This window comes from Pseudomonas leptonychotis (genome assembly GCF_004920405.1).
GTDB lineage: Bacteria > Pseudomonadota > Gammaproteobacteria > Pseudomonadales > Pseudomonadaceae > Aquipseudomonas > Aquipseudomonas leptonychotis.
The window spans coordinates 15,078-31,015 of sequence record NZ_RFLV01000005.1 but is presented as its reverse complement, the minus strand read 5'-3'; the positions used below and the strand labels follow the sequence as shown (position 1 = coordinate 31,015).

The 15,938-nt window shown below is 57.9% G+C and carries 19 protein-coding genes and 1 tRNA gene; 12 read left to right on the top strand and 8 right to left on the bottom strand.

The window, feature by feature from the left end; translation table 11 throughout:
- Positions 1-70 precede the first annotated feature (70 nt).
- Positions 71-760: a crotonase/enoyl-CoA hydratase family protein gene (locus D8779_RS18270; RefSeq protein ID WP_136665898.1), complete on the bottom strand. Its 690-nt coding sequence runs from the start codon at positions 758-760 to the stop codon at positions 71-73.
- A gap of 423 nt (positions 761-1,183) precedes the next feature.
- On the opposite strand from D8779_RS18270, the gene D8779_RS18265 reads away from it, so the two are divergent.
- The 3 genes from D8779_RS18265 to efp all read left to right on the top strand — a co-directional run bounded on the left by D8779_RS18265 (position 1,184) and on the right by efp (position 3,134).
- A tRNA-Ser gene (locus tag D8779_RS18265) sits at positions 1,184-1,273 on the top strand.
- Between the two features lie 108 nt (positions 1,274-1,381).
- Positions 1,382-2,515, top strand: coding sequence for an elongation factor P maturation arginine rhamnosyltransferase EarP (gene earP / locus D8779_RS18260; protein WP_136665897.1), 1,134 nt, complete (start codon positions 1,382-1,384; stop codon positions 2,513-2,515).
- Positions 2,516-2,561: 46 nt separating this feature from the next.
- Positions 2,562-3,134, top strand: a complete 573-nt coding sequence (efp, locus tag D8779_RS18255; protein WP_136665896.1) for an elongation factor P — start codon at positions 2,562-2,564, stop codon at positions 3,132-3,134.
- A gap of 80 nt (positions 3,135-3,214) precedes the next feature.
- Here the strand turns inward: efp and D8779_RS18250 are convergent, their stop codons facing one another.
- Positions 3,215-4,171, bottom strand: coding sequence for a LysR family transcriptional regulator (locus D8779_RS18250; protein ID WP_136665895.1), 957 nt, complete (start codon positions 4,169-4,171; stop codon positions 3,215-3,217).
- A gap of 105 nt (positions 4,172-4,276) precedes the next feature.
- Here D8779_RS18250 and D8779_RS18245 point away from each other — a divergent pair, with 105 nt between their 5' ends.
- On the top strand, positions 4,277-5,032 hold the full coding sequence (locus tag D8779_RS18245; protein ID WP_136665894.1) for a sulfite exporter TauE/SafE family protein: 756 nt from the start codon (positions 4,277-4,279) through the stop codon (positions 5,030-5,032).
- Here D8779_RS18245 and D8779_RS18240 read toward each other — a convergent pair.
- On the bottom strand, positions 5,022-5,876 hold the full coding sequence (locus D8779_RS18240) for a LysR substrate-binding domain-containing protein (protein ID WP_136665893.1): 855 nt from the start codon (positions 5,874-5,876) through the stop codon (positions 5,022-5,024). The genes D8779_RS18245 and D8779_RS18240 overlap by 11 nt on opposite strands.
- Before the next feature lie 97 nt (positions 5,877-5,973).
- On the opposite strand from D8779_RS18240, the gene D8779_RS18235 reads away from it, so the two are divergent.
- From D8779_RS18235 to queF, 4 genes are all read left to right on the top strand, one after another.
- Complete coding sequence (locus D8779_RS18235) at positions 5,974-6,207, top strand: DUF1127 domain-containing protein (protein WP_136665892.1); 234 nt, start codon at positions 5,974-5,976, stop codon at positions 6,205-6,207.
- A 100-nt stretch (positions 6,208-6,307) separates the two neighbouring features.
- Positions 6,308-6,778 (top strand): DUF3291 domain-containing protein, encoded by a 471-nt coding sequence (locus D8779_RS18230; RefSeq protein WP_136665891.1) that lies wholly within the window; start codon positions 6,308-6,310, stop codon positions 6,776-6,778.
- A 129-nt stretch (positions 6,779-6,907) separates the two neighbouring features.
- Positions 6,908-7,606, top strand: a complete 699-nt coding sequence (pyrF, locus tag D8779_RS18225; RefSeq protein WP_167492595.1) for an orotidine-5'-phosphate decarboxylase — start codon at positions 6,908-6,910, stop codon at positions 7,604-7,606.
- 75 nt (positions 7,607-7,681) lie between these two features.
- Positions 7,682-8,512, top strand: coding sequence for an NADPH-dependent 7-cyano-7-deazaguanine reductase QueF (gene queF / locus D8779_RS18220; RefSeq protein WP_136665889.1), 831 nt, complete (start codon positions 7,682-7,684; stop codon positions 8,510-8,512).
- 51 nt (positions 8,513-8,563) lie between these two features.
- Here queF and D8779_RS18215 read toward each other — a convergent pair whose 3' ends face one another.
- Positions 8,564-8,830, bottom strand: a complete 267-nt coding sequence (locus D8779_RS18215; RefSeq protein ID WP_136665888.1) for a DUF4404 family protein — start codon at positions 8,828-8,830, stop codon at positions 8,564-8,566.
- 140 nt (positions 8,831-8,970) lie between these two features.
- Positions 8,971-9,477, bottom strand: a complete 507-nt coding sequence (locus tag D8779_RS18210) for an HAD superfamily inactivated hydrolase PcrP (protein ID WP_338109879.1) — start codon at positions 9,475-9,477, stop codon at positions 8,971-8,973.
- Between the two features lie 447 nt (positions 9,478-9,924).
- Between D8779_RS18210 and D8779_RS18205 the strand changes: the two genes are divergently transcribed.
- Entirely contained in the window at positions 9,925-10,626 is a 702-nt protein-coding gene (locus D8779_RS18205) for an MlaA family lipoprotein (RefSeq protein WP_136665886.1), read from the top strand.
- Positions 10,627-10,744: 118 nt separating this feature from the next.
- Here the strand turns inward: D8779_RS18205 and D8779_RS18200 are convergent, their stop codons facing one another.
- Positions 10,745-11,044: a PilZ domain-containing protein gene (locus D8779_RS18200; RefSeq protein WP_136665885.1), complete on the bottom strand. Its 300-nt coding sequence runs from the start codon at positions 11,042-11,044 to the stop codon at positions 10,745-10,747.
- A gap of 215 nt (positions 11,045-11,259) precedes the next feature.
- Between D8779_RS18200 and rssB the strand changes: the two genes are divergently transcribed.
- Both rssB and rssC read left to right on the top strand, forming a co-directional pair.
- Complete coding sequence (gene rssB, locus D8779_RS18195) at positions 11,260-12,444, top strand: two-component system response regulator RssB (protein WP_136665884.1); 1,185 nt, start codon at positions 11,260-11,262, stop codon at positions 12,442-12,444.
- Between the two features lie 8 nt (positions 12,445-12,452).
- The gene (gene rssC, locus D8779_RS18190) at positions 12,453-12,935 is read left to right on the top strand and encodes an anti-sigma factor antagonist RssC (RefSeq protein ID WP_136666114.1); all 483 of its coding nucleotides are present in this window, start codon (positions 12,453-12,455) and stop codon (positions 12,933-12,935) included.
- 58 nt (positions 12,936-12,993) lie between these two features.
- On the opposite strand, the gene tal is transcribed toward rssC, so the two are convergent.
- Entirely contained in the window at positions 12,994-13,920 is a 927-nt protein-coding gene (gene tal / locus D8779_RS18185) for a transaldolase (RefSeq protein WP_136665883.1), read from the bottom strand.
- Between the two features lie 41 nt (positions 13,921-13,961).
- On the bottom strand, positions 13,962-14,972 hold the full coding sequence (gene dusA / locus D8779_RS18180) for a tRNA dihydrouridine(20/20a) synthase DusA (protein WP_136665882.1): 1,011 nt from the start codon (positions 14,970-14,972) through the stop codon (positions 13,962-13,964).
- 244 nt (positions 14,973-15,216) lie between these two features.
- Here dusA and D8779_RS20575 point away from each other — a divergent pair, with 244 nt between their 5' ends.
- Positions 15,217-15,906 carry a PA2778 family cysteine peptidase gene (locus tag D8779_RS20575; protein WP_167492594.1) on the top strand — a complete coding sequence of 230 codons (690 nt, stop codon included), beginning with the start codon at positions 15,217-15,219 and terminating at the stop codon, positions 15,904-15,906.
- Positions 15,907-15,938: the final 32 nt, after the last annotated feature.

The following is a 15,938-nucleotide window of genomic DNA, read 5'->3' as shown; positions in this document are numbered from 1 at the left end:
CGCCATTGTTTTGCCATTAAATGCAAAAGCCCGGCACATGGGCCGGGCTTTGCGGTGTTGCCTTGTCTGCTTACACCATGTGCTTCTTGTCCAGCTCGACTGCCAGGTCGAGGGTCTCGAGCAGCGTCTTGCGTACTTTCAGCTTGGTGTTCTTGTGCGCGGTCATGTTGATCTTCTTCATCTGTTGGGCGACTGCCAGAGCCGTTTCCATCAATTGTTCGGCGGGCACTACCTTGTCAAGGAAGCCAGCATCGACGGCGCTTTGCGGGTTGAACATCTCACCGTTGATGACCGAGCGGTGGAAAGCTGATTTGCGCAGACGATCACGGGCCAGTTCGATGCCAGCGTGGTGCATGGTCATGCCGATTTGCACTTCGTTGAGGCCAATGCTGAACGGGCCTTCGACACCAATCCGGTAGTCGGACGAGAGCAGAATAAAGGCACCCTTGGCCACCGCGTGGCCTGGGCAGGCGACGATGATCGGGAAGGGGTGGGCAAGCATCCGCCGCGCCAGGGTGGAGCCGGAGGCAACCAAGTTGATCGCATTTTGCGGGCCGGAGGTCATCACCTTAAGGTCGTAGCCGCCGGAAAGGATGCCCGGTTGGCCTGTGATGATAACGATGGCCTTGTCCTGTTCGGCACGATCTAGGGCCGCATTGAACGCGGTGATCACGTCCGGGGAGATGGCATTTACCTTGCCATTACACAGGGTCAGGGTGGCAATGCCATCGTCGAGTTGGTAGCTGATCAGGTCGCTCATGGTCCGGTTCCTTGTGCTGAAGTGCAGCAGACGTTACTCATCCGCATCGATCAGGTAAAGCACGATGGCTGACTGATGAGTCAGTGGTTACTGCTGTTATTGGCTATATAAGTGCTCAAGACAGCTGACCCTCCAGCACGTCGCAGACTTAGCGTGGCGTTGCTTCAGTCTTTTGCGTGGGCTGCTTTATTGCGGGCTGGTGGGCTTCGATGCCTTCTTGCGGTTGATCGGTTTGCTGAGGCTGTCTTTATTCAGTCGGCCCCGTGCTTTGCTCTATTACGCCAAAAATGATCTGGGAGATGTTCCGGCTGCTGACCGGTACTTGGCATAAGCACATGAATCTTCTGAAAAAATATTTTGCCTTTAACCGGCTGTTCGGCTAGATTAGCGCGCCTCGACAAACAGCAATGCTTGTCGACATCCGGTGAAGTGTCCGAGTGGCTTAAGGAGCACGCCTGGAAAGTGTGTATACGAGAAATCGTATCGAGAGTTCGAATCTCTCCTTCACCGCCATATAGATTCACGAAAAAGCCCGACTTGATGTCGGGCTTTTTCGTTTCTGCTGTTTACTGGCACGCCGAGCGCCTTTCTAAGGTGGCTCAGTGCAAAACGGAGCAGCGCATGCGCGCCACCTGGGACATTTTCTGTAGCGTTGTCGATAACTACGGCGATATCGGTGTGACCTGGCGGCTGGCGCGGCAGTTGGTGGCCGAGCATGGCCAAGCGGTGCGCTTGTGGGTGGATGACCTCGGGGCTTTTGCGCGCTTGTGTCCAGAGGCGGACGTGCAGGCTTTGCGGCAAATGCAGCAGGGTGTTGAGGTGTGCGTCTGGGCGCGCCAATGGCAGCCCGTCGCACCGGCTGATGTAGTGGTCGAGGCCTTTGCCTGTGAGCTGCCGGCGACCTATATAGCGGCGATGGCGCAGCGGCAGACGAAAATCCTCTGGCTCAACCTTGAATACCTCAGCGCCGAGGATTGGGTGGCGGGTTGCCATGGTTTGCCCTCGCTACAGTCCAGTGGCCTGTCGAAGTTCTTTTTCTTCCCCGGCTTTACTAATGGCACGGGCGGCCTGCTACGTGAGCGCGAGTTGTTGGCGCAACGGCGAGCCTTTCAAGCCGATGAAGCTGCACGTGATGCGTTCTTAGTGAGCCTAGGCGTGGAGCCGTTAGCGGGCGCGCGGCGGATATCTCTGTTTGCTTATGAAACCGATGCTTTGGCCGGTTGGTTGGATGCGTTGGCCGCTGGGTCACAACTCACGCAATTGCTGGTGCCTGAGGGGCGCATTCTGAGTAGCCTGCAAACCTGGCTCGGTGGCCCTGCGCTGCAGGCAGGAGATGCTCAGCAGCGTGGTCAATTACATATCCAAGTACTGCCGTTTATGCGGCAGGAGCAGTACGACCAATTGCTTTGGAGTTGCGACTTCAATGTGGTGCGCGGTGAAGACTCTTTTGTACGCGCGCAATGGGCCGGGCGACCGTTGCTCTGGCACATCTATGAGCAGGCTGATGGCGCGCATCTGGAAAAGCTCGACGCGTTTCTGGCGCTCTATAAAGAAGGCTTATCGGCTGATGCGCAGGCGGCGCTGGTTGCTTTATGGCATGCCTGGAATAGTAATGGCGCGAGCGCTGAAAGCTGGAAACAGCTGCTGGGAAGCTGGCCAGAGCAGGCGGAGCATGCCGAAGAGTGGTGCCTAGCACGGGCTGCCCAGACCGATCTTGCCGCGGCGCTGGTGCAGTTTTACCTAAATTGGCTATGATACGCGGCCAAGAATTCTGTAATTCCATCCAAACCCGGATATTCGTATGAAAACCGCACAAGAAATGAAGCCCAACAGTGTGGCCCTGATCGACGGCCAACCTTGGCTGATCCAGAAGGCCGAATTCACCAAGTCCGGTCGTAACAGCGCCATCGTTAAAATGAAGTTGAAGAACCTGCTGACCGGTTCTTCGACTGAAACTGTGTACAAGGCTGACGACAAGCTTGAACCGGTTATCCTGGATCGCGTAGATGTGACCTACTCCTACTTCAGCGAGCCGAACTATGTCTTTATGGACAACGAGTTCAATCAGTACGAGCTGAACCAGGACGACCTGGAAAGCGTAATGCCGTACATCGTCGATGGCATGACCGACGTCTGCGAAGCCGTGTTCTTCGAAGGCAAAGTGGTTTCGGTTGATCTGCCAACCACCATCGTTCGTCAGATCACCTACACCGAAGGTTCTGCCCGTGGCGATACCTCTGGCAAAGTGATGAAGCCGGCCAAGCTGAGCAACGGTACCGAAGTCAAGGTTGCAGACTTCTGCAACATTGACGACTGGATCGAGATCGACACCCGTACCGGTGAGTACAAATCCCGCGCTAAAGCCCCGGTCTAAGACTGGCTTTAACCGTGTGAACAAAAAGCCCGACCTAGCGTCGGGCTTTTTTATGCCTGCGTTATGTTGAACTGCATCCGTTAGTGCCGCTGTAGGCCGCTTTGCAGGGCTAAGTCCCAGGGCGCGACTGGGCCAAAGCGGGCCTTGAGAAACTCCAATAGCAAGCGGCTGCGTGAGTCGGTCTCGCGCTCCAGGCGCAGGGCGTAGATGCCGCTGGGTTCGGGTGCTGGTAGGCCGTTCTCGCAGAATAACGGCAGCAGTTCGCCGCGCAGCAGGTAATCGCTGATCAGCCAGGTGGGCAAGTGAGCGATACCGAGGCCGGCGAGTGCGCTAAACAGCAAGGCTTCGGCGTTGTTGGCGGTCATGCGCAGGCGTTTGGGTCGGCACAGCTGCAGTTTGCCGTCCTGCTCGAAGCGCCAGGCGTAGGGCGGTGCCAAGCTGTCCCAATTGAGGCCGTCATGTTCTTCGAGCTCGCTGGGGCTGCGGGGTAGGCCGCGACGAGCCAAGTACTCGGGGCTGGCGCAGACGACGCGCACCATGGGCGATAGCGCTGTGGCGACTAGGCGGGTATCGGCCAGCGGGCCGATGCGCAGCACCAGGTCGACTTCGCCTAAGTGTGTGCCCTGTAGGTCGACGAAACTGTCGATCAGCCGTAGCTGCACATCAAGACCCGGATAGGCGACCAAAAATTCGGCAATAGCGGGAGCCAAATGGCGTCGGCCGAATGGTGCGGGCGCGTCGATGCGGATTAACCCTTCCGGGGCGCTGCTTAGTGAAACGGCTTCGGCGCGGGCCAGGTGCAGCTCGGCGAGAATGCGCCTGGCCCGCTCGGCAAATGCCAGCCCGGCAGAGGTGGCGCGCACAGCATGGGTACTGCGGCTGAACAGGCTACTGCCGAGCGAACGTTCCAGGCCGTCAATGCGGCGCGCAACGGCCGAGGGGGTCAATGGGTGCCGACGGGCGGCAGCGGAGAAGCTGCCAGTTTCCAATACATCGAGAAACAAGCTGAGTTGGTCGGTCAGGCTATCGGGGTTCATGCTAAGGCCTTGCTGCGCGTTATAAGCAAAGCCATTGTGCGTTGCTGTGCGTTTCGCGGCTAGTAGCCACTGGTTAGGCTGTGAAGCTCTTCCTGGAGCGTGCCGATGACCGTGCTCGATTTTGTCTTGAACCTGCTGCTCGGACTCGTCCTTGGCACCTTGGGCGGTCTGTTTGGGATTGGTGGTGGGCTGATCGCCATTCCTGCGCTGGGCGTGCTGTTTGGCCTGGATCAACAGTTGGCTCAGGGTACGGCGCTGGTGATGGTGGTGCCCAATGTATTGCTGGCGTTGTGGCGCTATCACCAACGCAATCGAATCGCATGGCGGCATGCTTGCGCGTTGGCGGCCACGAGTCTGGTTTTTGCTGTGCTGGGTGCGGGGTGGGCGGTCACTTTGGAGGCGGAGCGCATGCGCCTAAGCTTTGTGATTTTCTTGGTGTTACTGGCGGCGTATAACTTCTCGCGCCTCTACAGTAAGCCCGCCATGTTGTCGGTGGGGCTGCGTTATCCTTGGCCCTGGCTGACGCTCTTGGGCAGTGGTGCAGGTTTGCTGGGTGGGTTGTTCGGCGTCGGCGGCGCGGTGTTGGCGACGCCCGTTTTAACCACGGTTTTTGGCACCAGCCAAGTGGTGGCGCAGGGGTTGTCCCTGGCACTGGCGGCGCCGAGCACAGCGGTGACCCTGGTCACCTATGCGGCCCATGACCATGTTGATTGGCTCCTGGGTGCCCCCTTAGCGTTGGGCGGTATGTTGAGCATCAGCTGGGGTGTGCGTTTGGCGCATGCATTGCCCGAGCGCCTGCTGCGTGCGCTGTTCACGGTCTTTCTACTGCTCTGTGCCGTGTCGCTGGGGCTTAAGCTTTAAAGCCTTCGGCGATCTGCTCGGCCAAGGTTTCGGTGACCTGGGTTTGCGTGTTGCTGTTACGCAACAGCACGATGCTGGCCGAGGGCAGGGCTGGCATGCCTTGCGCTTCGCCAATGACCTGCAAGTCCGGAGTAATAAGACTTTGCAGCTGGGCGGTAATGGCCAGGCCGGCGCTGACTGCAGCCATGATGGCCGACAGGCTCGGGCTGGTGTAGGCGATACGGAAGTTACGGCCCATCGCATCCAAGCCATTGCTGGCCCAAGAGCGGCAAAAACACTGTGAGTTGAACATTGCCAGGGGCAGGGTTTCCAGTTCATGCAGGTTGCTGTTGCGGGCCTGGGCCCACACTAGGTGCTCCTGACGCAGCAATTGACCGATCTCAGTACCAGGCTCGCGGGTGACGATCGTCAGGTCGAGATCCTGGCGTTGCAGCAGCTGGAATGACGGTTCGCAATGCAGCTCTACCTGCACCAACGGATAGGACTGAGCGAAGCGCACCAGAATGCCCTGCATAAAGCGCATCACATAATCATCTGGGGTGCCGATGCGCACGGTGCCGACCATGTGTGGCTCGCGCATGCTGTTCATCACTTCGGCATGTAATTTCAAAATACGTCGGGCGTAGCTCAGTAGCAGTTGGCCTTCGGCGGTAAGACTGAACTGGCGACCATCGCGAATAAACAGCGGACGCTGCATCACGTCTTCTTCGAGGCGTTTCATCTGCATGCTGACGGCCGACTGGGTGCGGTTAACCATCTCCGCGGCGCGGGTAAAGCCGCCCTGATCAGCAATTGCAACAAAGGTGCGCAGTAGTTCACTGTCGATACTCGGATAATTGGCCATTCATCAATCTCTGAGATGTATTGCATAAGAAACATTCGTTGGATTGATCATAAGCCCAGCGCGAGACTGTCGCCAACCCCACAAGGAGGGCGACGAGATGAAAGGTCAAAAAGGTTATGCGTTAGTTGGAACTGGGCGCTTGCTGGGTCGGCGGCCGCTTGAGGTGTTGCGTGCAGTCGGGCGCCAGCTCTATCGTTGGTGGCAGTTGTCAGAGCAGCGCCGGCGTTTATCCATGCTCGATGAGGCGGCGTTGAAGGATCTCGGCCTGAGCCGTGGCGATGTGCTGCAGGAAAGCGAGCGGCCCTTCTGGGATGATCCGCTTTCGCGTTGAACCGCTGAGTTGCAGCCCTGCGTTGTGCGGCTGCACGGCGTTGGAACTGTGCGCTAAGGGCAATGGTTAATCAGGAAACTACTTTAAAAGGAGCGTGTCGATGTCTGCCTACCAACTTGCACAGTTGAATATTGCAACGATGAAGGAGCCGCTGGAGTCGCCGAGCATGGCCGATTTCGTCGCCAATCTGGAGCGCATTAACGCGCTTGCTGAAGCATCGCCAGGCTATATCTGGCGATTGCAGGACGAGGCGGGCGACGCCACGGCGCTGCGCCCGTTTGGTGATGAGGTGCTGGTGAATCTGTCGGTGTGGCGCGATGTGCCGGCGCTGAGTGATTACGTGTACAAGTCCGCCCATACCGAGATGCTCAAGCGCCGTCAGGAGTGGTTCAGCAAAGTCAGTGCGGCGCATATGGTGCTGTGGTGGGTGCCGGCTGGGCATCGCCCATCGATTCAGGAAGCGGCCGAACGCTTGGCGCTGCTGCGTGAGCAAGGGGCGAGCGCGCAGGCGTTCAGTTTTCGCCAGGCGTTCCCTGCGCCGGATGAGCTGGTGGCTTTGGCTGTTGAGTAGCGTCGGTTGCAGCTAGCTAACGGTGGGTCGGTCTAGCGTTCTGGCGCGCTAGGCTGATCACCGGAGCGGCAGAGGGGCGATGCATCCGCTACAATGCGCGCCGAATTTGTCTTGCCCGAGAGCCTAGCCATGCCCGCTTGTCAGACCCCTATTATCGTTGCCCTGGATTTTCCGACCCGTGATGCCGCACTGGCGTTGGCTGATCAGCTCGATCCGGCGCAGTGTCGGGTAAAAGTCGGCAAGGAGCTGTTCACCCGTTGTGGTCCGGACATCGTCAACGTACTGGCCGGTAAGGGTTTTGAGGTGTTTCTCGACCTGAAATTCCACGATATTCCCAATACCACGGCGATGGCGGTAAAGGCTGCCGCTGAAATGGGTGTGTGGATGGTCAATGTGCATTGCTCGGGTGGCTTGCGCATGATGGCCGCCTGCCGCGAGACTCTGGACAAACTTTCGGGCGCCAAGCCGTTGCTGATTGGCGTGACCGTACTGACTAGCATGGAGCGTGAAGACCTTGCAGGTGTTGGCCTCGACGTCGAGCCACAGGCGCAAGTGTTACGTTTGGCCGGGCTGGCGCAACAGGCGGGGCTGGATGGGTTGGTGTGTTCGGCTCAGGAAGCGCAAGCACTGAAAAGTGCTTACCCTGCACTGCAACTGGTAACCCCTGGGATTCGTCCCGCGGGCAGTGCGCAGGATGATCAACGGCGTATCCTGACGCCGCGCCAGGCGCTGGATGTTGGCTCTGACTACCTGGTTATCGGCCGACCCATCAGCCAAGCGGCCGACCCGGCGCAGGCGTTGGCGGCGGTGGTGGCTGAACTGGCTTGAGTGCCGAGCTGGTCTCGCGGAAGTACTTTAAAAACTGTATACAATCGCTGCGTCTCGATTAGTCAGGTCATACCTATGCATCCCGCCGCCGAAGATTCGCCTCTGGGTAAATCCAGCGAATACATCGTTACTTACACCCCTTCTCTGTTGTTCCCGATTCCTCGTGCGGCCAAGTGGGCTGAGCTGGGCTTGAGTGCTGAAACGCTGCCCTACCAGGGTGTGGATTTCTGGAACTGTTTTGAGTTGTCCTGGTTGCTACCGTCGGGCAAACCGGTGGTGGCCATGGGTGAGTTCGCCATTCCCGCCGATTCGCCGAATATTATTGAGTCAAAGTCGTTCAAGCTGTATCTCAACTCGCTGAATCAATCGGTGTTCAACACTGCTGACGAGTTGGTCGTCGTATTGAAAAAAGACCTTTCGGCGGCCGCAGGTAAGTCTGTTGGCGTGCGTGTGCGCAGCCTGGGTGACGTGACGGCAGAGGGGGTTGGCAGTGCGCCAGGCAGCTGCATTGATGAGCTGGATGTGGCCATCAGCAACTATGCGCAGCCGCAACCCGAACTGCTGCGTTGTGATACGACGCGAGTGGTTGAAGAGAGCGTGCACAGCCATCTGCTCAAATCCAATTGCCCGGTTACTGGGCAGCCCGATTGGGGCACGCTGGTGGTGCAATACCGCGGTGCGGCGTTGGATCACGCCAGCCTGCTGGCCTATTTGGTGAGCTTTCGTCAGCACGCGGACTTTCATGAGCAGTGCGTGGAGCGGATTTTTCTCGACTTGCAGGGCTTGCTCAAACCGCAGCAGCTGACCGTCTATGCGCGATACGTGCGGCGCGGCGGTTTGGATATCAATCCGTATCGCAGTAGCGGTCCGATCAGCCCGGATAACCGCCGTTTGGCACGCCAGTAATGCAAAACCCCAGCTAGTGCTGGGGTTTTCTTAGACTGAGTGGATGGGCGCTTAGATACCCATATTGGCCAGGCTCTGCACGATATTGCGCAGGGTGCCGGCAAGGGTTGGGTGGCTGGCTTCAAAGCGCTCCACCGCCAGGTTCACTCCATCAATCAGGGTTGCGTCAGGAGCTGCCGCGGCCTCGCGGGCCAGTTGCAGTTCAATTTCCTGAGTCAGCACAAACAGTTCGGCGCGTTCTTCTTCAGTCAGTGGCGGTTGCTCGGCCAGTTGGTCGCGCAGGTCTTGCAGTTGTTGCTGCAGGGTGCTTGCAGGCATGGAAATCTCCCTTTAGTAATCGACAGAGTGACTGACCTTGCGCGGGTGCGGAAGGTTCTGCATACGTTTAGGGTAATCCAAGCTCGCTGGCTTTGCTTGCTTTGGATCAAGCGTCAGGTTTGCCTGCGTTCTCAGTGCGCTCACGGCTTTTCACCTTTTTGCCGGCGCTGACTGAGGTCTGCCAAGCAGGCTGGCAGGTCGCTGAGCTGGTCAATTACCGAATGCACGCCAAGTCGGTACAAATGCAGAGTGGCTTGGCTGCGTAGTCGGTCACGCTCGCCCATTGGCAGGCTTTGCCAGTCTGCCAGCGCCAGGGCGCAGAGCGGGCCGCTGATCGCCAAGCCAATGGTCCAGATACCGGCATTGAGTGCTGCTTGCAGCAGGCGCGGCTCGCCGCTGACCAGTACGCAGCCTTCAAGCTGATTGACCTTTAAGGCCATCAGACTGAGCCAGATGGCGTCGGGCGCTGGCCATGGCCGATGATTGTGATCGGGTGTGCCAGGTAGCCAGCTTGGCAGTGCACTGGCCAGGTAAGTACTGGCATCACGCGGTAATTCATCTAGCCAGGCACAAGGTACACCCTGGTTTTGCAGGCGTTCTAGCAGGGGCACAGCGGAGCCCACGGCTTCTGCATGCGCTTGAGCCATCGTGCACAGTTCTTGTTGGTAAGCTCGCCATTCCTCTGGGTGCGGTTCACGGCCAAGGGCATGCGATAAGTTTTGCGGGGCACATGCTGCCGGATAAAGGCGTTGCAGGGTGAGGGGGGCGGTACGTGCGCCGAAGTCCACTAGGCAACCGGACAAACTGAACAATATGGCGCTGAATGGGGGCGAGGAAGCAGGGGTTTGCATGGGCCGTCCTTGAAGATGGTCTAGTCCACGCTAATGTCCCTGCGTTACAACTTGATGACGAGGTTGTGTCAGTGAGGCTCTGTCGGCAACCGGACGATGATCGCATAGCCATCGATTAAGAAGTTATCAGGCGCCTACTCATCCGCTATGCTGCCAATTCGCGGTGTTGCCGCCTTATAATGCGCCACCTGATGTGGCCTCCCAATAGGTAGGCAGCCCGACTATTTTCAAGGAGTGACTGTAATGCGTGTGACTGGTGTGAGTTGGACTGAGCGATTGGGCGTGCTGCTTGCCTGTGCGGGCCTATTGTTGCTGCCTGCGCTGGCGCAAGCCAATGAGGACGACCCTTGGCAGGGTTACAATCGCTTTATGTTCCGCATCAACGACAATGTTGATGCCTATACCCTTAAGCCTCTGGCCAAGGGTTACCAGGCCGTTACCCCGAAATTTCTTGAAGAGGGTGTGCATAACGTCTTCCGTAATATCGGGGATGTGGGCAACCTGGCTAACAATCTGCTGCAAGCCAAATTCCATGACGCGGGAGTTGATAGCAGCCGCCTGATCTTCAATACCACTTTCGGCTTGTTGGGTTTCTTTGATGTGGGCAGCGCTATGGGCCTGCAGCGCAGCGATGAGGACTTTGGTCAAACCATGGGGGCTTGGGGGCTCAACAGCGGGCCTTACGTAGTGCTCCCACTGTTGGGGCCGAGCACCGTACGCGATGCCTTCGGTAAGGTGCCTGACAGCATGCTGACGGCCCCTGCGTATATCGACCATGTGCCAACCCGTAATGTCGTGCGAGCCGTCAATCTGGTGGATGTGCGTGCCAGCCTGCTCTCGGCTGAGCGTCTGATCAGTGGCGACAAGTACATCTTTGTCCGCAATGCCTACCTGCAGAATCGCGAATTCAAAGTGCGCGATGGCGAGGTTGAAGACGATTTCTGAGTCGTCGGCCTGGAGCAGTTCTTAACGTTGTGTAGCAATGATTCGTAGAGTGGCTGCCATGGATGGCGGACCATAAAAAAGGCGACCTGTATGGTCGCCTTTTTGTTTTTGAGCGTATTCAGCTCATGGAAATAATTGCCAACCCCAGCGCCTGACGGCCGTCGTCCATTGCGCTAACGCGCACCACTTCGGCCTGTGCATCCAATCCGCGTAACTCGTTATGGTCTGAGGCGATGTGGATACGTACCTTGTCGCCCATCTTCACCGCGCTCTCGGCCTCCAGCTGCATGCCGGTGCTGGACAGGTCTAGACACAGTGCGGGAATTTCTTTGCCGTCATGGTGCAGGGTGACGGGGGCCTCTAGCCGCATACGGATGTAATCGCGTTTTTCACTGTAGTCACGATCATTTTGGCTCATGGGCATTTTCCTCTTGTTATGGGGGCTGTCCTGCAGCTCTTATAACCTTGGCTGATTTGAGGTGTAAAGGCATGCTGCGACGACCGGCGCACGCTTGAATCACGTTGCGGATGGGAGTACCGTCTGCGCCTTGATGCAAGCCGAGTTCGCGCGTCCGGGCAATTGCCCTGACGCATAAGCCAACCCACACCCGGCGCAGTTTGCCTGGATACCCCATGCACAAAACCAGTGCCACGTTGCTGATAATCGATGACGACGACGTAGTGCGTGCGAGCCTCGCAGCCTACCTGGAAGACAGTGGTTTTCATGTGCTGCAAGCCGCTAATGGCTCGCAGGGGCTGGATGTCTTTCATGCAGAGTCGCCGGATCTGGTGATCTGCGATCTGCGTATGCCGCAAGTCGACGGCCTTGAGCTGATCCGTCGTATCAATGCACTGCATGTGGAAACCCCGGTGATCGTGGTGTCCGGTGCGGGTGTGATGAGTGATGCTGTCGAGGCCTTGCGCCTGGGCGCGGCCGATTACCTGATCAAACCCCTGGCTGACCTGGCTGTACTGGAGCACTCCGTGCACCGTGCGCTGGATCGCGCCAATCTGCGTCTGGAAAACCAGCGCTACCGTGATCAGCTAGAAACCGCCAACCGCGAACTGCAAGCCAGTTTGCACCTGCTGCAGGAAGATCAAAACGCTGGTCGTCAGGTGCAGATGAACATGCTGCCGATCACGCCTTGGCAGGCTGACGGCTTGAACTTCGCGCACCAGATCATTCCTTCGTTGTACCTGTCGGGCGATTTTGTTGACTATTTCCGCGTCGACGACAGCCGTATCGCTTTTTATCTGGCCGATGTTTCCGGGCATGGCGCGTCTTCGGCATTTATCACTGTATTGCTGAAGTTTATGACCACGCGTTTGCTGTATGAGTCGCGTCGCGGCGGTAATCTGCCAAATTTCAAGCCCTCTGAGGTGCTCGGCCATATCAACCGGGGGCTGATCAACTGCAAGCTGGGCAAGCACGTGACGATGCTCGGTGGTGTGATCGATCATGCCAACAATCGCCTGACCTACAGCATTGGTGGTCATCTACCTCTGCCTGTGCTGTACAGCGAAGGGCAGGCGCGTTACCTAGAAGGGCGTGGCTTGCCGGTCGGACTGTTTGTTGAAGCCGAATACAATGATCTGGAAATGGACTTGCCTGAAGCCTTCAGCTTGACGCTGCTCTCCGACGGCATCCTCGATTTGTTGCCGGGTGATACCTTGAAAGACAAGGAAACGCTCTTGCCGCAACTGATCAGTTCCGCGGGTGGCACCCTAGATGGCTTGCGCAAGGCTTTTGGGCTGGCCAATCTTGGGGATATGCCGGATGATATCGCCTTGCTGGTGTTAAGCAGGAACCTTGCATGAACCCTGGGATAAGCCCCGGTAGAATCCAGTTTGCCGAGCAAGATGGCACCTTCATCTTGAAGTTTGTCGGTGAAGTTCGTCTGACGCTGTGTTCGGCTCTGGACTCGACCATCGAGAAGATCTTCACTGCGCTGAACTTCTCAGCCATCGTGATTGATCTGACTGAAACCCGCAGTATCGACAGCACTACCCTTGGGCTCTTGGCCAAGTTGTCGATCTTGTCGCGGCAGAAAATTGGTTTACTGCCCACGGTGGTGACTACGCACGCCGACATCACTCGGTTGTTGCAGTCCATGGGCTTCGATCAGGTATTCAATATCGTCGACACACCGCTGCCGTGCCCGGATTGCCTGGATGACCTGCCATCGCAGGATCAGTCGGAAGAATTGGTGCGAACCAAGGTGCTAGAGGCGCATCGCATTTTGATGGGCTTGAACGAGTCCAATCGCGAGGCTTTTCACGATCTGGTCAATGCCCTCGAACATCATTGATGTTGGCTGTATAAACAAACGGGGCGCTCAATGAGCGCCCCGTTTGCATTTAGGGCTGTCAGGCTTGAGCGGTTAACAGCTTTTCCAGCTTTTCCTGATCGCGGGCAAACAAACGAATGCCCTCAGCCAGCTTTTCCGTGCCCATAGCGTCGTCGTTCATGGCCCAGCGAAATTGGCTTTCGTTCAGGCTCTGCTTGGCTTCGGCAGCCTTGCCCGGATTGAGCAGGCGGGCTAGTGGCTGTTGATCATCCGCCAGCTGTTGCAGCAATTCTGGGCTGATGGTCAGGCGATCGCATCCCGCCAGTTGTTCGATTTGGCCAAGATTGCGAAAGCTCGCGCCCATCACCACGGTTGGGTAGGCGTTAGCTTTGTAGTAGTTGTAGATGCGCGTGACTGATTGCACGCCTGGGTCCTCGGCGCCGACATAGTCACGGCCCTCGGCTTTTTTATACCAGTCGTAAATGCGGCCGACGAAGGGTGAAATCAGGAATATGCCAGCATCTGCGCATGCCTGGGCTTGGGCGAAACCGAACAGCAAGGTTAGGTTGCACTGGATGCCGGCCTTTTCCAGTTGCTCAGCGGCGCGAATACCTTCCCAGGTCGACGCGATCTTGATCAGTACGCGTTCACGGCCAATACCGGCTTCTTCATAAAGCCCAATCAGGCGCTCGGCGCGGCGCAGGGTGGCTTGGGTGTCAAAGGACAGACGTGCATCGACCTCGGTGGAAATCCGCCCAGGGATGATTTTGAGAATTTCACCACCCACAGCGACGCCAAAATGGTCGCAGGCCAAGCCCAGGTCGCCCTGGCTGGCCTTGACGGCGCTTTTCAGCAGTTCGCTGTAGCCCGGCATGGCAGCGGCTTTGAGCAGCAGGGAAGGGTTGGTGGTGGCATCGACCGGTTTCAGACGGGCGATGGCGTCGAGGTCGCCGGTATCGGCGACCACGGTGGTGAACTGCTTGAGTTGATCCAGCTTGGAGGTCATGACACAGCCTTGTCGTTGCAGATGCACCGACCTTACCCGAGTCAGCGGCCTTGCAGCAATTGCGCCGCTTGATCGAAAAGCACCAGCGGCTCACTGGTTTTGTGAATATCCACCGAGAGCAGTTGGCGAAAGCGTCGCGCACCGCTGAAGCCTTGGGCCAGGCCCAGCATATGGCGGGTGATATGGTGCATGCTGCCGCCTTCGGCGAGGTGAGCGGCAATGTAGTCGCGCATGCTCTGCATGGCTTCGAAGCGGCTCATAACAGCGCGCGTAGAGCCGAATAGCTGTTGGTCAACCTGAGCCAGCAGGTAAGGGTTGTGATACGCCTCGCGGCCTAGCATCACGCCATCGAAGGTTTGCAGGTGCTGCTGGCAATCTTCCAGGGTCTTAATGCCGCCATTGAGGATGATCTCAAGCTCCGGAAAGTCCTGCTTGAGCTGCGCTGCCACCTCATAACGCAGCGGTGGCACCTCGCGGTTCTCCTTGGGCGATAACCCTTCGAGAATGGCGATGCGCGCATGCACGGTGAAGCTGCGGCAGCCTGCATCGCGCACCGTACCAACGAAATCGCAAAGTTCGGCATAGCTGTCGCGGCCATTGATGCCGATGCGGTGCTTGACCGTGACCGGGATGTCGACCGCGTCCTGCATGGCTTTCACGCAATCGGCGACCAGCTGCGGATGACCCATCAGGCAGGCACCGATCATGTTGTTCTGCACTCGATCACTGGGGCAGCCGACGTTGAGGTTGACCTCGTTGTAGCCCGCTTCCTGCGCCAGTTTGGCGCAAGCCGCCAAGTCCGCCGGCGCGCTGCCGCCCAGCTGCAAGGCCAGTGGGTATTCGGCTGCACTGTGGCGCAGAAATCGCGCCGTATCGCCATGCAATATCGCACCGGTGGTGACCATCTCGGTGTAAAGCAAGGCCTGCTGAGACAGTTGGCGCAAGAAGAAACGACAGTGCCGATCAGTCCAATCCATCATGGGTGCAACGGAGAAGCGGCGCGAGAGTTTGGCTGCAGATGTGCTGGCAAGCGGTAAAGAAATATCGGGCATCGGGATCAGTCTGCTTGACGACCTGCGTAGAGGCGGTCGTGGTTCTGTGGCTACTGGTGCGCCTGCCTTGATTAAGCAGGCAGCGCCTGGGTGCGATGTGCGGCAGTTTATCAGCCTGAGTAGCGTTTTCGTTTTTTGTGCGCGGGCTGATATGTGTTCAAGGTGCGCAGATTTTATCTGGCGGGTTGGGTCGCAGGCACTTCATCGTTATGCTCTGCGCCACAAACCAGCCAGTGGGTGAGTAATGTTTAAGTCTGTTCGCGTAGTAAAGCTTCTGCCGGTTGCTCTGTTGTTTCTGCTAGGCGCTTGCTCCAGTGGGCCGCAGTTACTGCCTGAGACCAAGCGCTTACCCGAGCGGGTTGAGTTGGCTGATGTGCCGTTTTTTCAACTCAGTGATGCGCAGGGCGGGCCTTCGGCGTTGGCGGCGTTGCTCAATCATCACGGGGTGATCAGTAGTCCTGGTCTGGTGGATGAGCGCATTCAGCAAATGGCCAAAGGGCAAAGCACGCAAGCCGGGCTTGAGGCGGTGGCGCGGTCTTATGATCTGCTGGTCTATCCGCTGCCCGGTAATCTGGACGCGCTTATGCAGCAGGTGTCTGCAGGGCATCCGGTGCTGGTGATGCAGGATCGGCTGTTTGGCGGCCCCGGCTCCCAGTTTGCCGTGTTGGTAGGTTACGACCAGCGGGAGCGGACGTTGGTGCTGCGTTCCGGCAATACGCGGCGCTGGTACACCAGTTTTGCCAGTTTTGATCAAGCCTGGAGCGAAGCAGGGCGCTGGGCGGTGCTGATTCAGCCTACACATCAATTGCCGGCTCAGCCGGTTGAGCGAGTCTGGTTGCAGGCCGCCCGTGATCTGCAGCAGCAAGGCCGAGGCGATGCAGCGCAGCGTGCGCTACGCGCGGCGCGTCAGGTTTGGCCGGATGCGGCGCTGTAAAGATTTTGCGCAAAATAAAAGAACGCAAAACG

Excerpts from the sequence above, each read along its gene's own strand:
- tal (WP_136665883.1), bottom strand. The coding sequence starts at position 13,920 with ATGACCTCCAAGCTGGATCAACTCAAGCAGTTCACCACCGTGGTCGCC.
- D8779_RS18245 (WP_136665894.1), top strand. The coding sequence starts at position 4,277 with ATGACCGTGCTCGATTTTGTCTTGAACCTGCTGCTCGGACTCGTCCTT.
- D8779_RS18200 (WP_136665885.1), bottom strand. The coding sequence starts at position 11,044 with ATGAGCCAAAATGATCGTGACTACAGTGAAAAACGCGATTACATCCGT.
- D8779_RS18250 (WP_136665895.1), bottom strand. The coding sequence starts at position 4,171 with ATGAACCCCGATAGCCTGACCGACCAACTCAGCTTGTTTCTCGATGTA.
- D8779_RS18205 (WP_136665886.1), top strand. The coding sequence starts at position 9,925 with ATGCGTGTGACTGGTGTGAGTTGGACTGAGCGATTGGGCGTGCTGCTT.
- pyrF (WP_167492595.1), top strand. The coding sequence starts at position 6,908 with ATGCCCGCTTGTCAGACCCCTATTATCGTTGCCCTGGATTTTCCGACC.
- D8779_RS18235 (WP_136665892.1), top strand. The coding sequence starts at position 5,974 with ATGAAAGGTCAAAAAGGTTATGCGTTAGTTGGAACTGGGCGCTTGCTG.
- efp (WP_136665896.1), top strand. The coding sequence starts at position 2,562 with ATGAAAACCGCACAAGAAATGAAGCCCAACAGTGTGGCCCTGATCGAC.
- earP (WP_136665897.1), top strand. The coding sequence starts at position 1,382 with ATGCGCGCCACCTGGGACATTTTCTGTAGCGTTGTCGATAACTACGGC.
- D8779_RS20575 (WP_167492594.1), top strand. The coding sequence starts at position 15,217 with ATGTTTAAGTCTGTTCGCGTAGTAAAGCTTCTGCCGGTTGCTCTGTTG.
- D8779_RS18215 (WP_136665888.1), bottom strand. The coding sequence starts at position 8,830 with ATGCCTGCAAGCACCCTGCAGCAACAACTGCAAGACCTGCGCGACCAA.
- D8779_RS18240 (WP_136665893.1), bottom strand. The coding sequence starts at position 5,876 with ATGGCCAATTATCCGAGTATCGACAGTGAACTACTGCGCACCTTTGTT.
- dusA (WP_136665882.1), bottom strand. The coding sequence starts at position 14,972 with ATGCCCGATATTTCTTTACCGCTTGCCAGCACATCTGCAGCCAAACTC.
- D8779_RS18210 (WP_338109879.1), bottom strand. The coding sequence starts at position 9,477 with ATGGCTCAAGCGCATGCAGAAGCCGTGGGCTCCGCTGTGCCCCTGCTA.
- D8779_RS18270 (WP_136665898.1), bottom strand. The coding sequence starts at position 760 with ATGAGCGACCTGATCAGCTACCAACTCGACGATGGCATTGCCACCCTG.
- queF (WP_136665889.1), top strand. The coding sequence starts at position 7,682 with ATGCATCCCGCCGCCGAAGATTCGCCTCTGGGTAAATCCAGCGAATAC.
- D8779_RS18230 (WP_136665891.1), top strand. The coding sequence starts at position 6,308 with ATGTCTGCCTACCAACTTGCACAGTTGAATATTGCAACGATGAAGGAG.
- rssB (WP_136665884.1), top strand. The coding sequence starts at position 11,260 with ATGCACAAAACCAGTGCCACGTTGCTGATAATCGATGACGACGACGTA.